We start from the raw sequence: 16,330 nt of genomic DNA on the forward strand, positions 1-16,330 counted from the left end.
GGCCTCCGGTTTCCCGGAGGCCCCACGGCCGGGTGCTGCTAGTTGTTGACCACGAGGTCGTTGAGAAGCTTGACGGCTTCATTCCAAGCCTCATCTGCGGTGCCCTTGCCCGAGTCGAGCATCTTGAGGGCCGGACCGAAGACGTTCTCCTGGATCACGGAGTCATCCGGACCCTTGAACTGTGCGATCACACCTTCAGCGCGGGACTCAAAGATGGCGCCATAGGGAGCGTTGTTGAACAGTTCGTTCGGCTTTGCCGCTTCCACGATCTTTGCCTGTGCTTCCAGGGTGCTGGGGAAGTTGTTCGCCGCAGCGGACTGCTTGATCTGCTGCTCAGGTGCGGTCAGCCATGCTGCCAGCTTGGCTGCTTCAGCGGGGTGCTTGGAGGTCTTGGGAACCGAGAGGAAAGCACCGCCCCAGTTGGAGGCACCGCCCGGGAAGACATCCGCTACATCCCAGCCGCTTGCCGGTCCGCCGCCGGCGGACTCGAGCTGGCCCTTGATGGTGCCCAGCATCCACGCCGGGCAAACGTGGGTAGCGAAGGATCCGTCCACGAAGGCCTTGCCGTTACCCCAGTCGAACTGGGTCTGGTTGGCGGAAAGGCCATCAGCGGTTCCGGCGGCGAGCATGTCGAACTTAGCCCGCATTTCCTTGTTGCCTTCGACGTTCAGCTTGCCGTCCTTGGTGTAGTAGCCCTCGTCCATCTGGTTGACCATGGAATTCCAGACGAAGCCGGACTGGTCATACCAGGCCTTGCCGGTGGCCTCTTTGTACTGGCGGCCCAACTTGAAGTACGTTTCCCAGCTTCCGTCCTTGCCGCCGAAAAGTTCCGCGACTTTCTCGCGGTCACTCGGCAGGCCCGCCGCCTCGAAGAGCTTGCCGTTGAAGCAGAGTGCCTGCGGTCCTATGTCCGTGCCGTAACCGATCACACGGCCGTTGGGGTCCGTGCCCTGCTTGAACTTCCAGTCCACCCAGTTGCCCTTGATGTCCTCAGCGCCGTGCTCCTTGAGGTCCACGAACTGGTCCGAGACCTCCATGATGGAGCCGAGCCAGCCTTCCTCGATAGCCGTGACGTCGCTGAGCCCGGAGCCTGCGGCGAGCTTGGTGAACGCATCGGTCCGGGCGTTGGAACCGCGGTCGATGTTGGTGGCCTCAATGGTGACGCCGGGGTTCTGCTTCTCATATTCGGCATACAGGTCGTCGTATCCGAAGGTGCCGAAGGTGGTCACGGTCAGTGTGACGGGGTTGTCGGCGCTCGCCGCCTTATCGCCTCCGCCGCTGCAGCCCGCTGCTACGAGGGCTAGTGAGGCTACGCCCGCCAGGGCAGTGAATTTCCTTAGTCGTGAAAACTCCACGATCACTCCTTTGTGTGTTCGAGCGACCGTACGCCAACGGCGAGAGAGCGCTCTCTGGGATGTGGGACCAATGTATGTGCTGCAAGTCACGTACGTCAAGAGAGCGCTCTCTGAGAAGTGCTCTATGTCTTCGGGCGACCACTTAGCCGCGTCCTCGGTGCCCGCCCCTCGAAGGGTTAGCTCTCGGGGCTTTGGGTGGCTCATGTCGCCGAGAATCCGTCCCTCGATGATCACTTCCGGGGCGGCTGGAAGTTTGAAAAATCGCGTACAATAAGAAGCGATTAGGAGACCACATGCAGCTGCAGAACCCGTTGAGGGCGATTTGTCCGACGCTTGAGGCTGATGTCCTCATGGCATTGGCTGACGGTCGTCCAAGTACACCCGGGCATCTGGTTCGGGACCGCGGCATCCAAGCCTCTGTGTCGGGCACTCGGCGATGCTTGGAGCGCCTTCAAGAGGGCGGCATTGTGATGGGAATCCAAGTCGGAAACCGAACCGAGTACGCCCTGAATTCATCCCACATGCTCGCTGGCGTCATCGCAGAAGCATCCCGGGGCAGGGATCGATTCATGCGTTTTGTTTCCCGCGCAATATTGAGATGGCCTGAACGCCCGCTGCAGGTAACCCTTTTTGGTTCAGCGGCACGCGGAGACATGCGCAATGACTCTGATATCGACTTGCTGTTCATCATTCATGACGGTGCTGACGACGACCTATATGAGCAGATTGGAAACCTGGCCGTGGACGTGTACCGCCTTACCGGCAACGACGTTCGTCCGATGATTTACGAAGCGGCCGAAGTGCGGGCGGCACCGATATTCGACTCGATTATGAGGGAAGGCGTCCACGTTCACGGTGACCGTCACTGGTTGTCGCGCCGCCTGCTTGATGCGGCGGCTGCCTAGTGACGGCGAGGTCAGATGCGGGTGCGCGGCTAGAGGATTCGCGGGCTTTCCTCGACGTCGACCTTTAGTTTGGCTGTAGGCTGGGCTGAACCACGTGGGGGCGCCGGTTCCTCCCGCATGCCGAAGGAATCGTCGAATGAAACTCTCCACGCCCAGCTGCCCAAGCACCCCGGAAACGTCACCCAAACGGCGGCCGCAAGGGATTGCCGGCACCAAAACGGCCGCTGCCTTGCTCGCCACCATGCTTCTCATCGCGTCCGGTGCGACGCCGGCCACCGCTTCCGATGAATCGCCCACAGTCCAGAACGACCACGCCATGGGATCTACAATTCGTGGTCATGAAAGCGCAGGCCACTTGTTCACCCTTCAGGCCACGGAGTCCGCCTCATCATTGCCGGGGGTGCCCGGAATGGATGTCAGTAGCCACCAAGGGGTGGTGGACTGGACCAAGGCTGCAGAAAACGGGGCCAGGTTCGCGTACGTCAAAGCCAGCGAGGGAACCGAATACAGCAACCCGTACTTCGCCGACCAGTACGCCGGGGCAGCTTCGGTTGGGATGCTGCGTGGCGCGTATCATTTCGCACTTCCCAACGCGTCTTCCGGTGCCGCTCAAGCCAGCTATTTCCTGCAGAGCGGTGCAGCCTGGACTCCTGATGGTGAAGCACTGCCTGCGCTGTTGGACCTCGAGTACAACCCCTACGGCAGCTCTTGCTACGGAATGACCCCGGGTCAAATGGTTTCGTGGATCTCCGACTTCTCCACCACCATCCTGTCGCGAACCGGGCGCCTTCCCGCCATCTACACCACCACGGACTGGTGGAACACCTGCACGGGTAGGGCCAACGGATTCGGCAACCACCCGCTGCACATCGCGAGGTGGTCAGCGACGCCCGGAGAGCTGCCCGCAGGTTGGCAGGCCTACACCCTGTGGCAGCACGCCGATTCCGGCGTTTTCCCGGGTGATCAGAATGTTTTCAACGGTACCGTCCAGCAGCTGGCAGCCTTCGCCAGCAACCCAGGCCCCATCTTTTCCGACATAACCGGGGGACAATTCACCACCGAAGTCAATTGGCTCGGGTCCCGTGGAATTTCAACCGGATGGACCGAGTCCAACGGAGCCAGGACCTACCGGCCCCTGGCCCCTGTTGCCCGTGATGCAATGGCTGCTTTCCTGTATCGCTTGGAAGGTAGCCCGGAGTTCACGGCCCCCGCCAAGTCGCCCTTTGCCGACGTAGCCACCACCAACCCGTTTTACAAGCAGATCACCTGGCTCGCCAGCAAGGGCATTAGTACCGGATGGGTTGAGGCGAACGGGACCAAGACGTACCGCCCGCTTGAACCGGTAGCCCGCGATGCCATGGCCGCCTTCATGTACAGGCTGGCCGGTTCGCCGGAGTTCAATGCCCCAGCGGAGTCGCCGTTTGCGGACGTTGACACCACCAACCCGTTCTACAAGCAGATCACCTGGCTGGCGAGCAGTGGCATCAGTTCCGGGTGGAACGAAGCCAATGGGACCAAGACCTACAGGCCCTTTGAGCCGGTGGCCCGCGATGCCATGGCCGCGTTCATGAGCCGTTTCGACACCAAGTTTGGGGACCAGTAAGGCTGCTCCCGGATCCACACCTCATCCGCAGGTCCCGGCAGGAAGCCCTACTTCCCCTTCTTCCCGCCCCTCTTGGCCGCAGCATTCATTGCTGACTTCACCGCAGGCGGCAGCCCCGCCGTCTCGGTTTCCGGCTCGGCCACAGTCCCGCGCCAGAGGGCCAGCCCCTTCATGCCGTGGTAGATCACCAGGGCAGCGGCGGAACCCAGTGCAATGCCCGTGAACTTCAGCTCGCCAATGGTCCACGTGTAATCAGCAATGCCGATGATCAAAGCGACGGCGGCTGTGGTCAGGTTGATCGGGTTGGAGAAGTTCACCTTGTTCTGAACCCAGATCTTCACGCCGAGCACGCCGATCATGCCATACAGCATGGTCGCGGCGCCGCCCAGCACGCCCGCCGGAACGGTGGCGATCAATTCGCCGAATTTCGGGGAGAAGCTCAGCAGGATGGCGAAGATACCGGCCACCCAGTAGGCCGCCGTCGAGTAGACCTTGGTGGCGGCCATGACGCCGATGTTCTCCGCATACGTTGTGGTACCGGAACCGCCGCCGAACCCGGCAAGTACCGTCGCGGCGCCGTCGGCCATCAGCGCGCGGCCGGAGACGCCGTCGAGGTTTTGGCCGGTCATCGCGGCCACCGACTTCACGTGCCCCACATTCTCCGCCACGAGCACCAGCACCACCGGCACAAACAGGCCCACCACGCCGATGTGGAATTCGGGCGTCTGGAACAGTGGCAGGCCTACCCACGCGGCGGCGTCCATCTTTTCGTAGTTGACCTCGCCGCGCATCATCGCCACGAGATACCCCACCACAACACCCACCAGGATGCTCAGGCGGCCAAGAATCCCGCGGAACAGCACGGAAACCAGGATGATGGTAACCAGCGTGATCAGCGCGGTGACGGGAGCGGCGTCGAAGTTCGCTTTCGCGGCCGGCGCGAGGTTCAGGCCGATCAGCGCCACAATCGCGCCGGTGACAATGGGCGGCATTAGCCGGTTGATCCATTCGGCGCCAAACTTCTGGACCACCGCACCAATAAGCGCCAGTACGACGCCGGCAAGCACCACACCGCCCAAGGCGCCGCTCACGCCGTACTGCTGCTGGGACGCCATGATGGGGGCGATGAATGCGAAGCTCGAACCGAGGTAGCTGGGCACCCGGCCTTTGGTGATCACCAGGAACAGCAGCGTGCCGATACCCGAGAAGAGCAGTGTGGTGGCCGGGGGCATGCCCGTGATGATGGGGACAAGGAACGTCGCGCCGAACATGGCAACCACGTGCTGCATGCCGATGCCGATGGTCAGGGGCCAGGCGAGCCGCTCGTCGGGGGCCACCACGTGGCCGGGGCGGATGGACTTGCCGTTGCCGTGGAGCTTCCATTTGATGCCGAGCATGCTCATGGCGGGGCCTTCCTCAGAAGAGTATTGGGATTCGGTGCAACATTACCGCCAATGCGGACCTTGGGGCGGCGGCGAATGCTGGCCTCTAGCGGGGAACCAGCCCGAACAGGAACTTTGTTTTGACCATTACCCACAGTGTGGCAAGCAACGCGATGTACACGGCAGTGTTCAGCCACAGGTTTCCGTCCCGCAGGGCAGGGATGTTGGCAATGGCCACAATAAAGAACACGTGCATGATGAACACGTACAGCGTGGCCTGGCCCAGAGGTATGAAGAACCAGCCCACGGCACGAGACAACGGCTTCCAGAAAGCACTCAACAATGCGTACAGGGCAATGGTGATGAGGAAGACGTTGAGCACCCGCCCCGGGCCAAGGTAGGTCCTACTGAAGAAGGTGTCGTAGACAAACCTGAACGTGCTTTCCGGGATCAGCGCGAGCCTAACGTCCAGTTGATTGGTCAGGTAAGGGCCGCTCCAGGAGAACACCGCACAGGCAGCGGCCAGGAAGACGCAAACTCCCAGAAGCAGGCGGCGCTGCGGGTCACCGAACCACTCGATGATCTGACGCCGATAGAACCCGGCGGTCATCCCCACAACAAACAAGAGCTGCCACACGAGAAGCGGGAAAGAATCCTCGAACTGCGACGGCAGCAGGCGGAAACGGAAAATTGATCCCGCCGTGTAGAGGCCGACGCTGAGCGTGAGGACCAGCCACGTGAATCCGCGCGAGAGCGCAACGAGGATCAGGGGGCTAATCAGCAACAGGATCACGTAGAGCCCCATGATGTTGAACTGCCACGGCCCAACCTGCAGCAACAGCAGAGCCGGGATGAGACCCTGCGGGACGGGGAACTGCAGCAGTCCCTCCATCCCGGCGTAGAGATCGTACGTAGTGCCTGCCGCTGCGCGGCCTGCCCCGCCGGTTCCTTGATCCGTGAAGGTGGTGACTGCTGCGGCGTTTATGAAGGGAAGCAGGCTCAGCCCGTACACGATCAACACCACGGCAAGGGCCGTGAAGTACAACTTCCAAGCGCGCTTGGTGGTCCCGTCCACAACGTCACCCAGGTCGGTGGCTATCCGGGGACCGTAAACCATGCCGAGGACCACACCGGAGAGCATGACGAAGAGCTCCGCACCGGAAACCACCCCCAAGGTCTCCTGGCTGAGCAGCTGGAAAACGGAGTTGATGCCCACATGGTTCACCACCACGAACACGATGGCCAGGCCCCGGAGCATGTCGATCCGCGCATCACGCTTACCCGTGCCTGTGTAGGACCATTTACTGGCGAAAGCCCGCGAGGACAACAGCCACAATGCCGCCACAGCAATCAGCACAGACCCGGCCGAAGCCCACGCCGCCCAGCCTTGTATGACCGTCCCACTCTTCGCTTGAGGGGCCTCAATGCCGGGCACGTTGTCCAGGCCCTTCTCAGTGACAGGTCCAAGGGTGAGGCCTGAGGTGTCCAACGAGGTTCGGAACGGGGTGGCCAGCTGGGGCTCAGCAGTGCTCCTCCAGTCAATGGGCACCCGCCCTGGTTCGCGCACATCGGTGGTCTCATTCCACACCACAGCCCGGACCGCCCCATTACCGGGCTCCGCCACCGAGGCAAAGACCTGGTGCCACCACGTTTGCTTGACGTCCAGCTCAGAAGCGCCACCGGCTCCGGGCGAGTAGAAAGCCCCCGTCTCAACCAAGAGAGGCTTGCCGCGGGCCTGTGCATAGGTGTTGTAGAAATTGTCCGTCCCAGCCCCGCCGCTGGAAATTCCCCCGCTGGATACGTGCAGGGCTTCATTGAACTCACCCGCCGTGGGCAGCGTATTGCTGGCCTTACCGGCGCCCGTCGTGTCGTGATAGACGGACAGCCCAACCCAATCCACCACGTCGTCGCCCGGATAGTACGGCTCAAAAGCGGAGTCATCCTGATCCCACACGCCATTACCGCTCGTGTCCACCGATCCCAAGGGCACACCCTTGGGAGGCGTAGACGTTGCACTCTGGAACGGGTAATCCTTCTCAGCTGTGGGAGACCACACCATCTCCGGATCCGGCAGGGTGGACCGGAGTGCTGCGGCTACGTTGTCGAAAGCAGCTCGATAAGCTTCCGGCTCCTGTCCCCAGCTGACCCACGGGGCGTTCATTTCCGGTGCGAAGCGGACCAGGACCTTCCCCCGGAAGCCGGCTGCCGCCGTCGTGATTTGACGCGCAAAAGCGGACGCAACGTCGTCGTCGATGTCCTTCAGGGCGATCCCGGGGCGGACCGTGAGCAGCGCGTGCGAGCCTTGATCCGCGATCTTGGAGAAGTAACCCTTCAAATATTCGCGGCCGCCGTCATCCACGGGCATGGACACGTTCTGGCCGTACAAAGCCGCGGGCGTACCGAGTCGCTGGGCGTAATCCGCAGCTGAGTCCTTGTCCCAGTCCAGCAAAGCCCCGAAAAAGCGTGTTCCAGGATCCTCGACGCCAGGCTGCTGCTGTTCGGAACCGAGTGTCTGCGTGGACGCCAACGCCTGCCCGGTTGGCATCAGGAACATCACCAAAAGCACCACAAGAACAGCCAGTGCCCGCTGGCGGGCCGCTAAGGGAAAGGTAGGCATCAGGCCCCTTCTGGTGTCGTCATTCCCACGGCTGAACGTCCCCCACAACGGGTGGCAGCTCGTATGCACGATGCTACCGACTTTTGCGCTGTGCCCAACGTCACGGGCCGTCATGGGAAGAGGACAACGGAAGTTGAAGTTGCAACCATGGAAAGCAGACGTGCCCGGCCGGTTCAGGGCCGGGCCCAGCGAAAGGTTTACCCATGACGATTGCACACGAAGAAGCAGTCATTGACGCCGCAGCAGTCGACGCCATCTTTGCCGAAGCCCGCACCGCCAACAGCTTCGCCGGCGAGGTCACCGACGAGCAGGCCCGCGCCATCTACGAGCTCACCAAGTTCGGCCCCACCGCATTCAACTCCCAGCCGCTCCGCGTGACCTACGTCCGCTCGGACGAGGCCCGCGCCAAGTTGGTGGACACCCTTTCGCGTGGCAACCAGGCCAAGACCGCGTCCGCCCCGCTGGTTGCCATCCTGTCCTACGACACCGACTGGCAGGGCCAGTGGGACAAGTTCCTCCCCGCCTACGACGCGCCCAAGGCTATGTACGACGCCGACCCCGCTTTCGCCGCTGCTACGGGCAACAACAACGCTCACCTGCAGGCCGGCTACTTCATCCTCGCCGTGCGCTCGCTGGGGTTCGCCGCTGGCCCGATGACCGGTGCCGACTTCTCCGCAATCGACGCCGAATTCTTCCCGGCCGGCGACCAGAAGAGCTTCCTGGTGGTCAACATCGGCCAGCCCGGCCCGGACGCCTGGGGCGAAGCCAAGCCGAAGTTCGCTTACGACGACGTTGTGCGCACCGTCTAGAGTCTTCCCGCAGCAGAAACGCCCGCTCACTTTCGTGTGAGCGGGCGTTTTGCCTTAACGGGGCGACCCTCTGGACGTTCTCTCACATCCCTCGGGTTTGGGGCCAACGCTCTATCACTTCCACCCGGGAGAGAGGGACCCGGATTTAAGGCTGGAATGTGAGAGAAGATTTGAGGAAGTTACGCGATAACGCCGTCCACCAACGCCTTGGCCTCTTCCTGGACCTGCTTCAGGTGATCCGCACCCTTGAAGGACTCGGCGTAGATCTTGTACACATCCTCGGTGCCGGAAGGCCGTGCCGCGAACCAAGCGTTCTCCGTGACAACCTTCAAGCCCCCGATTGACGCGCCGTTGCCGGGAGCCTCGGTGAGCTTGGCCGTGATCTCTTCGCCTGCAAGGGAAGTCGCGGTGACGTCCGCGGCGGAGAGCTTGCCCAGCTTGGACTTCTGCTCGCGGGTGGCCGCAGCGTCAATGCGTGCGTAAACAGGCGCGCCGAACTGGTCAGTCAAACCCTTGTACAGCTGTGAAGGAGACTTGCCGGTGACGGCTGTAATCTCCGACGCCAGCAGGGCCAGCAAGATGCCGTCCTTGTCCGTAGTCCACACACTGCCGTCGAGCTTATTGAAGGATGCTCCGGCCGATTCCTCGCCACCGAACGCGCCCTCACCGGAGAGCAATCCGGGCACGAACCACTTGAAGCCCACGGGAACCTCAACCAACTTGCGGCCGAGCCCATTTGCAACGCGGTCGATGATGGAGGACGAAACCAGCGTCTTGCCCACAACAGACTCGGGGTTCCAGCCGCTACGGTTCCGGTACAGGTAATCGATGGCTACGGCCAGGTAGTGGTTGGGGTTCATCAACCCACCATCCGGTGTCACAATGCCGTGGCGATCGGCGTCGGCGTCGTTGCCAGTGGCGATGTCATAGGCGGCGGTACCATCGGCACCGGCGGCCATCCGCTGGATCAGCGACGCCATGGCCGACGGCGACGAGCAATCCATGCGGATCTTCTCGTCCCAGTCGAGGGTCATGAAAGCCCACTGCGGATCCACGGTGGGGTTGACCACCGTGAGGTTCAGCTGATGGCGCTCGCCGATCTCGCCCCAGTAGTCAACGGACGCGCCACCCATGGGATCAGCCCCGATGCGGACGCCGGCGTTCCGGATGGCGTCAAGATTCAGCACGGAAGGGAGGTCGTCCACATAGCTGCTGAGGAAGTCGAACTTGCCGGTGGTGTCGGCGGCCAGGGCATCGTTCAACGGCATGCGCTTGACCCCGCGGAGGCCGTTCTCAAGCAACTGGTTGGCGCGGTCGGCGATCCAACCCGTTGCGTCCGTGTCAGCGGGGCCGCCGTGCGGAGGGTTGTATTTGAAGCCGCCATCACCTGGCGGGTTGTGGCTGGGGGTGACCACGATGCCGTCGGCCTGGGGAGTGCCCGGGGCGGCTTCGCGGTTGTACTTGAGAATGCCGTGGCTCAGCGCCGGCGTCGGGGTATAACCGTGGCGTGCGTCCACCAGAACGGTGACGCCATTGGCAGCTAGTACTTCCAGTGCTGAGTTCTGCGCCGGCTCACTGAGGGCGTGGGTGTCACGTCCGATGAACAGCGGCCCGGTGATGCCCTGACGGCCACGGTATTCGACGATTGCCTGCGTGATCGCGAGGATATGCGGCTCGTTAAACGACGCCTTCAAGCTGGATCCGCGGTGCCCGGACGTACCAAATGCCACGCGCTGCGCAGGGTCGCCCAGATCTGGAGTTACGTCGAAGTACGCGTCCAGCAGGGCTGTGATGTCAACAAGGTCCTGGGGAAGGGCAACTGTGCCCGCTCGGCTAGCCATGGGGTCCAGCATGCCAGACCTTGGCGTCAGCTGACACGAAATGTCCGCCGATCCGGCCCCTGTGACGCCGAATGGCGTTGTTACGTCAGGAGAAAAACCGCCGAGTCAGCAAAGATTCATTCCCCGTTCACACCACAGCAGGCGCACCCGTTCCCCTTGGGTGCGCCACTTGTTCACCGGTGGCGCACCCTTTCGCGCCATTCGCTCCAGAGGTTAGGGGTGCGATCGGGGGTAGGGGTAGCGAACAACCCAGTGGGAACGAAACTAGGAACGCTAGACGGCGGTGTAGCCGCCATCGACGAGCACGTAGGAGCCGGTCATGAAGCTGGCCTTGTCGGAGAGGAGGAACGTGGTGACGTTCGCGACTTCCTCGGCCGTGCCCAATCGGCCAAGCGGGTGCTTCGCTTCGAGCCCGCTGACAACTTCCTTCGGCGCGGCGGCCAGCAAGGGAGTGTCGATGTAGCCGGGGCCGATTGCATTGACGCGAAGGCCCTGAGCTCCGTATTCAGCGGCAGCGTTCTTGGTCATGCCCACAACGCCGTGCTTGGCTGCGGTGTACGCGGCGTTGCCGGGAGCGGCTACGGCGCCGTGGATCGATGCCATGTTCACAATGGCGCCCTCGGATGCGCCGGCGGCAAGGATGGCCGGGACTTGGTAGCGCATTCCGTAGAGGACGCCACTCAAGTTAATGGCGATGACCCGGTCCCAGTCCTCGATGTCGATTTCTCCAACGGGAGCACTGGCACCGCCGATACCGGCATTGTTGACGGCGTAGTTGAGGGCTCCGTACGTCTCCACTGCGAAGTCGACGGCTTTCTTGCTGTCCTCGGCCACAGCAGTGTTGCCTTGGAACGGTACTGCCGTGCCGCCGTCGGCCGTGATCTGCTCGGCTACGCGCGTGGCGGCGTCGAGGTTGACGTCCACAACAACAACGTTGACGCCGTTCTTCGCGAGGTCCTTGCTGATTGCTTCCCCGAGGCCGGAGCCTCCGCCGGTGACGAGCGCGGTTTTGCCTTCAAAGTTACCCATGATTCCTCCTTTGCGGGACAGGGCCCCGCAGATTTAGTTGGTGAGCGATGATTTAGGTCGCTATCGATGAAAACCAAGTCCGGCTCGAAAATATTCCATGCGTATGCATGAATATGCCCCTACGTGATTCGGTGGCACACGCGCGGGTCGCGCGCTACCTTATGTGGCGCCCCTGGCGGCGGTAGTGTTGGGACCAAAGACCACATCCAGGGGGATACCTATGTCAGACCAGCCATCCAAGGGCAACGAGGATAAGCCTGCGGGCTACGAACCGCCCCAGTACGTCCCGCCCGCACAGTTCAGCGCGCCCGAGCCGGGCACGTACAGCCAGAGCCCGTCCGCCGGGAGCGCGCCGGAGCCGAGTGGGCCTGAGCAAAATGCGCATGAGCAGAGTGGGCCGGAGTACGGCACGCCTGAGTACGGCGCCAACGCCACCCAGCCGATCCCGCCCTACGAACAGGGCTCGCAAGGCCAGAACCCGTACACGCCTGGCGACTACAGCCAACAGCCCCCCTCGCCCTACGGCCAGCCACCCAGCCCGTACCAGCAGCAGGCGTTCAACCAGCAGCCCTACGGCCAGCAGCCTTACGGTCAGCCGCAGTCACCCTACGGCCAGCCCGCCTACTACGCCATGCAGGCCGAGCCCAAGGGCCTGAGCATTGCCAGCATGTGCTGTGGCATCGCCGTCTACGTTGGCTTCGGGTTCTTCATCCTCCCGCAGATTGCAGCCGTGATTCTGGGCCACCTCGCCCTGAAGCGTGAGCCTGCAGGCAAGGGCATGGCGATCGCCGGCCTGGTGATGGGTTACCTCGGCGTGGCGCTGACGCTCATCTTGGGCATCATCTTCTTCGTCGCCATTGGCGCGTCAAGCAGCGGCCGCTACAACTACTAAGACGCGTACGACGGCGACCCTTGCGTCAGGTGGGATTTCCACCGGACCCAAGGGTCGCCGTCGTTAAGGTTGCGTGCCGTGTGCCGGGAAGCCTAGCGAACGCCGCCCATCAGCTTCTTGATCGCGGGCGTAGCCGCAGCCAAGCCAACGGCCAGGACCACTGCAACGCCGCCGATCCCCAGGAAGTACGGGAGTTCGTCCTGGGGGTTGTACAGCCCGGCGAGGATGCCGGCCAGCGTGGTGCCGAGTGAGACGGACAGGAAGAACAAGGCCACCATCTGGGTGTGGAACGCCTGCGGGGCGAGCTTGGTGCTCACGGACAGGCCGATGGGGGAAAGGAACAGTTCGGCCAAGGTGAACATGAACAGGATGCCCACAAGCGCCAGCAGTGGAGTTTTGCCCTCGCCGGCCAGCGGGATGAACGCCAGGAATGCCAGTCCCATGATGAACAGGCCGGCGGAGAACTTCAGCGGCGAACTCGGCTGCTTGGAACCCAGCTTCGTCCAGAGGGCAGCCATGACGCCGGCGAAGATGATGATGAACACCGGGTTGATGGACTGAACCCAGGCGGCCGGCATTTCCCAGCCGAACAGGTTGCGGTCCAGCTTCTCCTGCGAGTACACGGCGATGAAGGTGAATTGCTGCTGGAACAGTGCCCAGAACCCGGCCGATGCAATGAACAAGGGGATGAAGGCGACCACGCGCTTGCGCTCAATGCCGGTGACCAGCGGGCTTCGGAAGATCAGGAACAGGTAGATCACAGCGGCGCCAATTGCGGCGTAGGCCATGCTGCTGGCGAGGTTGTTGACGTTGACGAGCCCCGTTCCGAGCAGTACGCCGATGACAACCAGGATGGCCAGGAAGATGAGCCCATACTTGGTGCGGTCCTTCGCCGGGAGCGGGTTGGGAACGCGGTGCGCTTCCTCGGGGAGCCTTTTGCGGCCCAACGCGTAGATGACCAGGCCGATGGCCATGCCCACGGCTGCGGCGCCGAAGCCCACGTGGAAGCCGTAGCTCGTCTGCAGCCAGCCGGTCACCAGCGGGCCGATGAGCCCGCCGATGTTAATGCCCATGTAGAAGATGGAGAAGCCGGCGTCGCGGCGCTCGTCCTTCTCGCCATAGAGGGTGCCCACCAATGCCGTGGCATTGGCTTTCAAGCCGCCGGAGCCGATACCTACGAGCACCAGGCCCGCTATCAGGCCCGGAACGCCCGGAAGCAGCGCCAGTGCGATGTGGCCGGCCATGATCATGATGGCCGAGCCGAACAGAACTTTTTCGGAGCCGAAGAGACGGTCGGCGAGCCAGGCGCCGAGGATCGTCGACAGGTAAACGCCACCACCGTACGCGCCCACCAAACCAGCAGCGAGCCCCTGGTCGATGGAAAGACCGCCCTGCTCGGCGGTGAAGTACATGTAGTAGAGCAGGATTCCCTGCATGCCGTAGAAGGAGAATCGCTCCCACATTTCCACGGAGAAGAGGCTGGCCAACATCTTTGGGTGGCCGAAGAATGACGTATCGCCCGCTGGCTTTGCGGACTCAGCCGTGGTTTGAGGTGTGCTCATTTTCTCAATGCTGGCACTGACTGCGGGCATTGTCACATCGATCAATGCCCGGGGCAACCACTTTCCATATGTTAGACGTGCTGGCTACCGGGCCTCCAGGACGGCTGCAAGCTGGAGAAGTTGCAGTTCAGATCCCGGCCGGCCGATAATCTGAATTCCCATGGGCAACCCTGAGGCAGTTGTGTGCACCGGGATGCTGATGGCCGGGAGCCCACAGACGTTCACCATGGAGGACCACGGAGCGTACTCGCACTGCCGTTTGTAGTCCTCATCGGCATCGCCGGCCCACTCGCTAGGCCACGGCTCGCCGCTGTGGCCGCCGCCGGTAAACCAGCCGATGGGCCGCGGTGTCTGCGCCAAAGTGGGCATGAGGATCAGGTCCCACTCCGCGTACTGCGCCAAGGTGTCGTGCTCGAACTGCCGCAGGAAACTCAGCGCTTCATTGACTTTAGAGGCGCTCCGCTGTTGCGCCCGACGCCGGAACGTCCGGGTCAACGGGGTCAGCAGCGCCTCACGCTGGGGTGCTATGCGGGCACTCCCGACGCCGGCAGTCCAGGCTGTTGTGAACGCTTCGGGATAGCGGTTGTCGTAGCGGATGCCGGCCTCGGTGACGCTGTGGCCGGCTTTTTCCAGCAGCTTGGTCCCGAGCTCCAAGGCATCAGCTGCTTCTTCGTCGATCTGGAACGGGTAGATACCGGCCCACGGGCTGTCCAAGCTCACCCCGATCCTCAAGGGCTCCGGGGCCTGCCCCACATTGGCGAGGTATCCGCCGTCGGGCGCTTGATCCCGCGGGACCAGCGCGTCCATCAGCAGTGCTGCGTCTGCCGCGGTCCGGGCGAGCGGCCCGGCAACCACCAATTTAGCGGCATCGCCCGCGCTGGCGCCGCCCGGCACCAAGCCCCGTCCCGGCTTTAGGCCCACCAGTCCGCAGGCGCCTGCTGGAATCCGGATGGAGCCGCCGCCGTCGGTACCCGGCGCGAACGGAACCAGCCCCGCAGCTACGGCGGCAGCGCTGCCGCCCGACGACCCGCCCGAGCTTCGTCCCAAGGCGTGCGGATTGCGCGACGGCGGTGCCACCCGGTTTTCGCTGTAGGCCGTAAGTCCAAATTCCGGAACCTGGGTCTTACCCAGCGAGATGACGCCCTGCCCTTTCAACGTTGCTGCGAGGGCGCCGTCCTCCGGAGCTGGTTTGTGCTCGAGGGCTGCGCTGCCGTGCGTGGTGGGCACGCCGGCCACATCCGTGAGGTCCTTGAAGGCGGTGGGCATGCCGTGGAGGGCGGGGAGTTCTTCGCGGCGGCCCTCCCGGGCCAGCCTTGCGTGCAGCGCGTCTGAAGCCGCGGCGTCTTTGAGGGCCTGTTCGGCCGTGACGGTGACGAAGGCACCCAGTTGCCTGTTCCGCGATTCGATGGCCTGCAGGAAATGCTCGGCGGCTTCCCGGGCGGAGAGATCGCCCGCAGCGAGGGCATTGCGGAGCTCAACGGCTGTCAGTTGCGAAATTTCTTGCAGGGGAGGCTCAACCAAGGAATCGTGGCTCCAACCGTTCCTCCACAGCAACAGCGTCCACGCTTTCGCCGGCGCCGGCTGTCACCCGGAAGGCAGCCTTGTTCTTCACTTCGGACACCACCTCCACCAGTTCCGTTCCCCGGTAAACCAGCCCGACGCCGTCGTCCGTGCAATGGGTCTCGCCGAGCGTGCCGTTGGCCACCAGCTTGTGGATGGCCGGGGCGCGCCGCAACTCGGAGTCGTAATGGACGCCGTTGGCGTAGGGGAGGAAGCCCAGAGCATTGGTGACAGGCTTGAGTTCCGGGCCGAAAGAATCGGTCACACCACCCTGATACCAGCAGATGGACCCTGCCGAAACGCCAGCCAATACCACTCCGCTCTCCCAAGCCTTCCGCAGGATTCCGTCCAGTCCGTGCGCCCGCCACACAGCCAGCAGGTTCACCACCGAGCCGCCGTTCACCCACACAACATCCTGCTCCAGGAGGTGCGCTTCCGGGTCCTCGATGTTGGGCATGGTGAAGAGGTTGAGATGACTGAAATCGAACCCAGCAATGCGTGCTGCCTGGTCCATTTCCGCAGCCCACCAGCGCTGATCACCGGATGCAGTCCCGATATGTGTCACCCGGGGTGCCCGGCCGCTGACGCCCGAGAGCTCCACTGCGTAGTGCATCAGGTGGTTGAACTCGATCCGGGTCCGCTCACCCGGCTTGTAGCCGCCGGAGGTCGCCAGAATGGTTGCTTGTCCAGAGGTCATTCGGGCACTCCTAACGGGCCGGGGGTGGGAAGGCGCTTACGTCCCAGTCTTAACGTCCTGGCGCCGGGAAGCAAGGGC

Annotated in this window: 12 protein-coding genes; 4 read left to right on the forward strand and 8 right to left on the reverse strand. The window is 63.0% G+C overall.

Annotated elements, in window-relative coordinates:
- Positions 1-38: 38 nt before the first annotated feature.
- Positions 39-1,355, reverse strand: a complete 1,317-nt coding sequence (locus MOD31_RS09310; protein WP_142937230.1) for an ABC transporter substrate-binding protein — start codon at positions 1,353-1,355, stop codon at positions 39-41.
- 293 nt (positions 1,356-1,648) lie between these two features.
- On the opposite strand from MOD31_RS09310, the gene MOD31_RS09315 reads away from it, so the two are divergent.
- Both MOD31_RS09315 and MOD31_RS09320 read left to right on the forward strand, forming a co-directional pair.
- Positions 1,649-2,260, forward strand: a complete 612-nt coding sequence (locus tag MOD31_RS09315) for a nucleotidyltransferase domain-containing protein (RefSeq protein WP_142937229.1) — start codon at positions 1,649-1,651, stop codon at positions 2,258-2,260.
- 136 nt (positions 2,261-2,396) lie between these two features.
- Positions 2,397-3,863, forward strand: a complete 1,467-nt coding sequence (locus tag MOD31_RS09320; protein ID WP_250820409.1) for a lysozyme — start codon at positions 2,397-2,399, stop codon at positions 3,861-3,863.
- Positions 3,864-3,910: 47 nt separating this feature from the next.
- Here MOD31_RS09320 and MOD31_RS09325 read toward each other — a convergent pair whose 3' ends face one another.
- Positions 3,911-5,266, reverse strand: coding sequence for a uracil-xanthine permease family protein (locus tag MOD31_RS09325; RefSeq protein WP_250820410.1), 1,356 nt, complete (start codon positions 5,264-5,266; stop codon positions 3,911-3,913).
- An 85-nt stretch (positions 5,267-5,351) separates the two neighbouring features.
- Positions 5,352-7,862, reverse strand: coding sequence for an OpgC domain-containing protein (gene opgC / locus MOD31_RS09330; RefSeq protein ID WP_250820411.1), 2,511 nt, complete (start codon positions 7,860-7,862; stop codon positions 5,352-5,354).
- Positions 7,863-8,065: 203 nt separating this feature from the next.
- Here opgC and MOD31_RS09335 point away from each other — a divergent pair, with 203 nt between their 5' ends.
- Positions 8,066-8,671, forward strand: a complete 606-nt coding sequence (locus MOD31_RS09335) for a malonic semialdehyde reductase (protein ID WP_223941387.1) — start codon at positions 8,066-8,068, stop codon at positions 8,669-8,671.
- 179 nt (positions 8,672-8,850) lie between these two features.
- Here MOD31_RS09335 and pgm read toward each other — a convergent pair whose 3' ends face one another.
- On the reverse strand, positions 8,851-10,512 hold the full coding sequence (pgm, locus tag MOD31_RS09340) for a phosphoglucomutase (alpha-D-glucose-1,6-bisphosphate-dependent) (protein ID WP_250820412.1): 1,662 nt from the start codon (positions 10,510-10,512) through the stop codon (positions 8,851-8,853).
- Between the two features lie 273 nt (positions 10,513-10,785).
- Positions 10,786-11,541 carry an SDR family NAD(P)-dependent oxidoreductase gene (locus MOD31_RS09345; protein ID WP_166842668.1) on the reverse strand — a complete coding sequence of 252 codons (756 nt, stop codon included), beginning with the start codon at positions 11,539-11,541 and terminating at the stop codon, positions 10,786-10,788.
- A gap of 220 nt (positions 11,542-11,761) precedes the next feature.
- Here MOD31_RS09345 and MOD31_RS09350 point away from each other — a divergent pair, with 220 nt between their 5' ends.
- Positions 11,762-12,433 carry a DUF4190 domain-containing protein gene (locus tag MOD31_RS09350; RefSeq protein ID WP_250820413.1) on the forward strand — a complete coding sequence of 224 codons (672 nt, stop codon included), beginning with the start codon at positions 11,762-11,764 and terminating at the stop codon, positions 12,431-12,433.
- 92 nt (positions 12,434-12,525) lie between these two features.
- Here the strand turns inward: MOD31_RS09350 and MOD31_RS09355 are convergent, their stop codons facing one another.
- From MOD31_RS09355 to MOD31_RS09365, 3 genes are read right to left on the reverse strand one after another with little or no spacing between them, the layout of a single operon-like run.
- Positions 12,526-14,025 (reverse strand): peptide MFS transporter, encoded by a 1,500-nt coding sequence (locus tag MOD31_RS09355; RefSeq protein ID WP_250820414.1) that lies wholly within the window; start codon positions 14,023-14,025, stop codon positions 12,526-12,528.
- Between the two features lie 54 nt (positions 14,026-14,079).
- Positions 14,080-15,501 (reverse strand): amidase, encoded by a 1,422-nt coding sequence (locus MOD31_RS09360; RefSeq protein WP_374206984.1) that lies wholly within the window; start codon positions 15,499-15,501, stop codon positions 14,080-14,082.
- A gap of 7 nt (positions 15,502-15,508) precedes the next feature.
- Positions 15,509-16,252 (reverse strand): peptidase E, encoded by a 744-nt coding sequence (locus tag MOD31_RS09365; RefSeq protein WP_142937220.1) that lies wholly within the window; start codon positions 16,250-16,252, stop codon positions 15,509-15,511.
- Positions 16,253-16,330: the final 78 nt, after the last annotated feature.

This window comes from Paenarthrobacter sp. TYUT067, assembly GCF_023656375.1.
Taxonomy (GTDB): Bacteria; Actinomycetota; Actinomycetes; order Actinomycetales; family Micrococcaceae; genus Arthrobacter.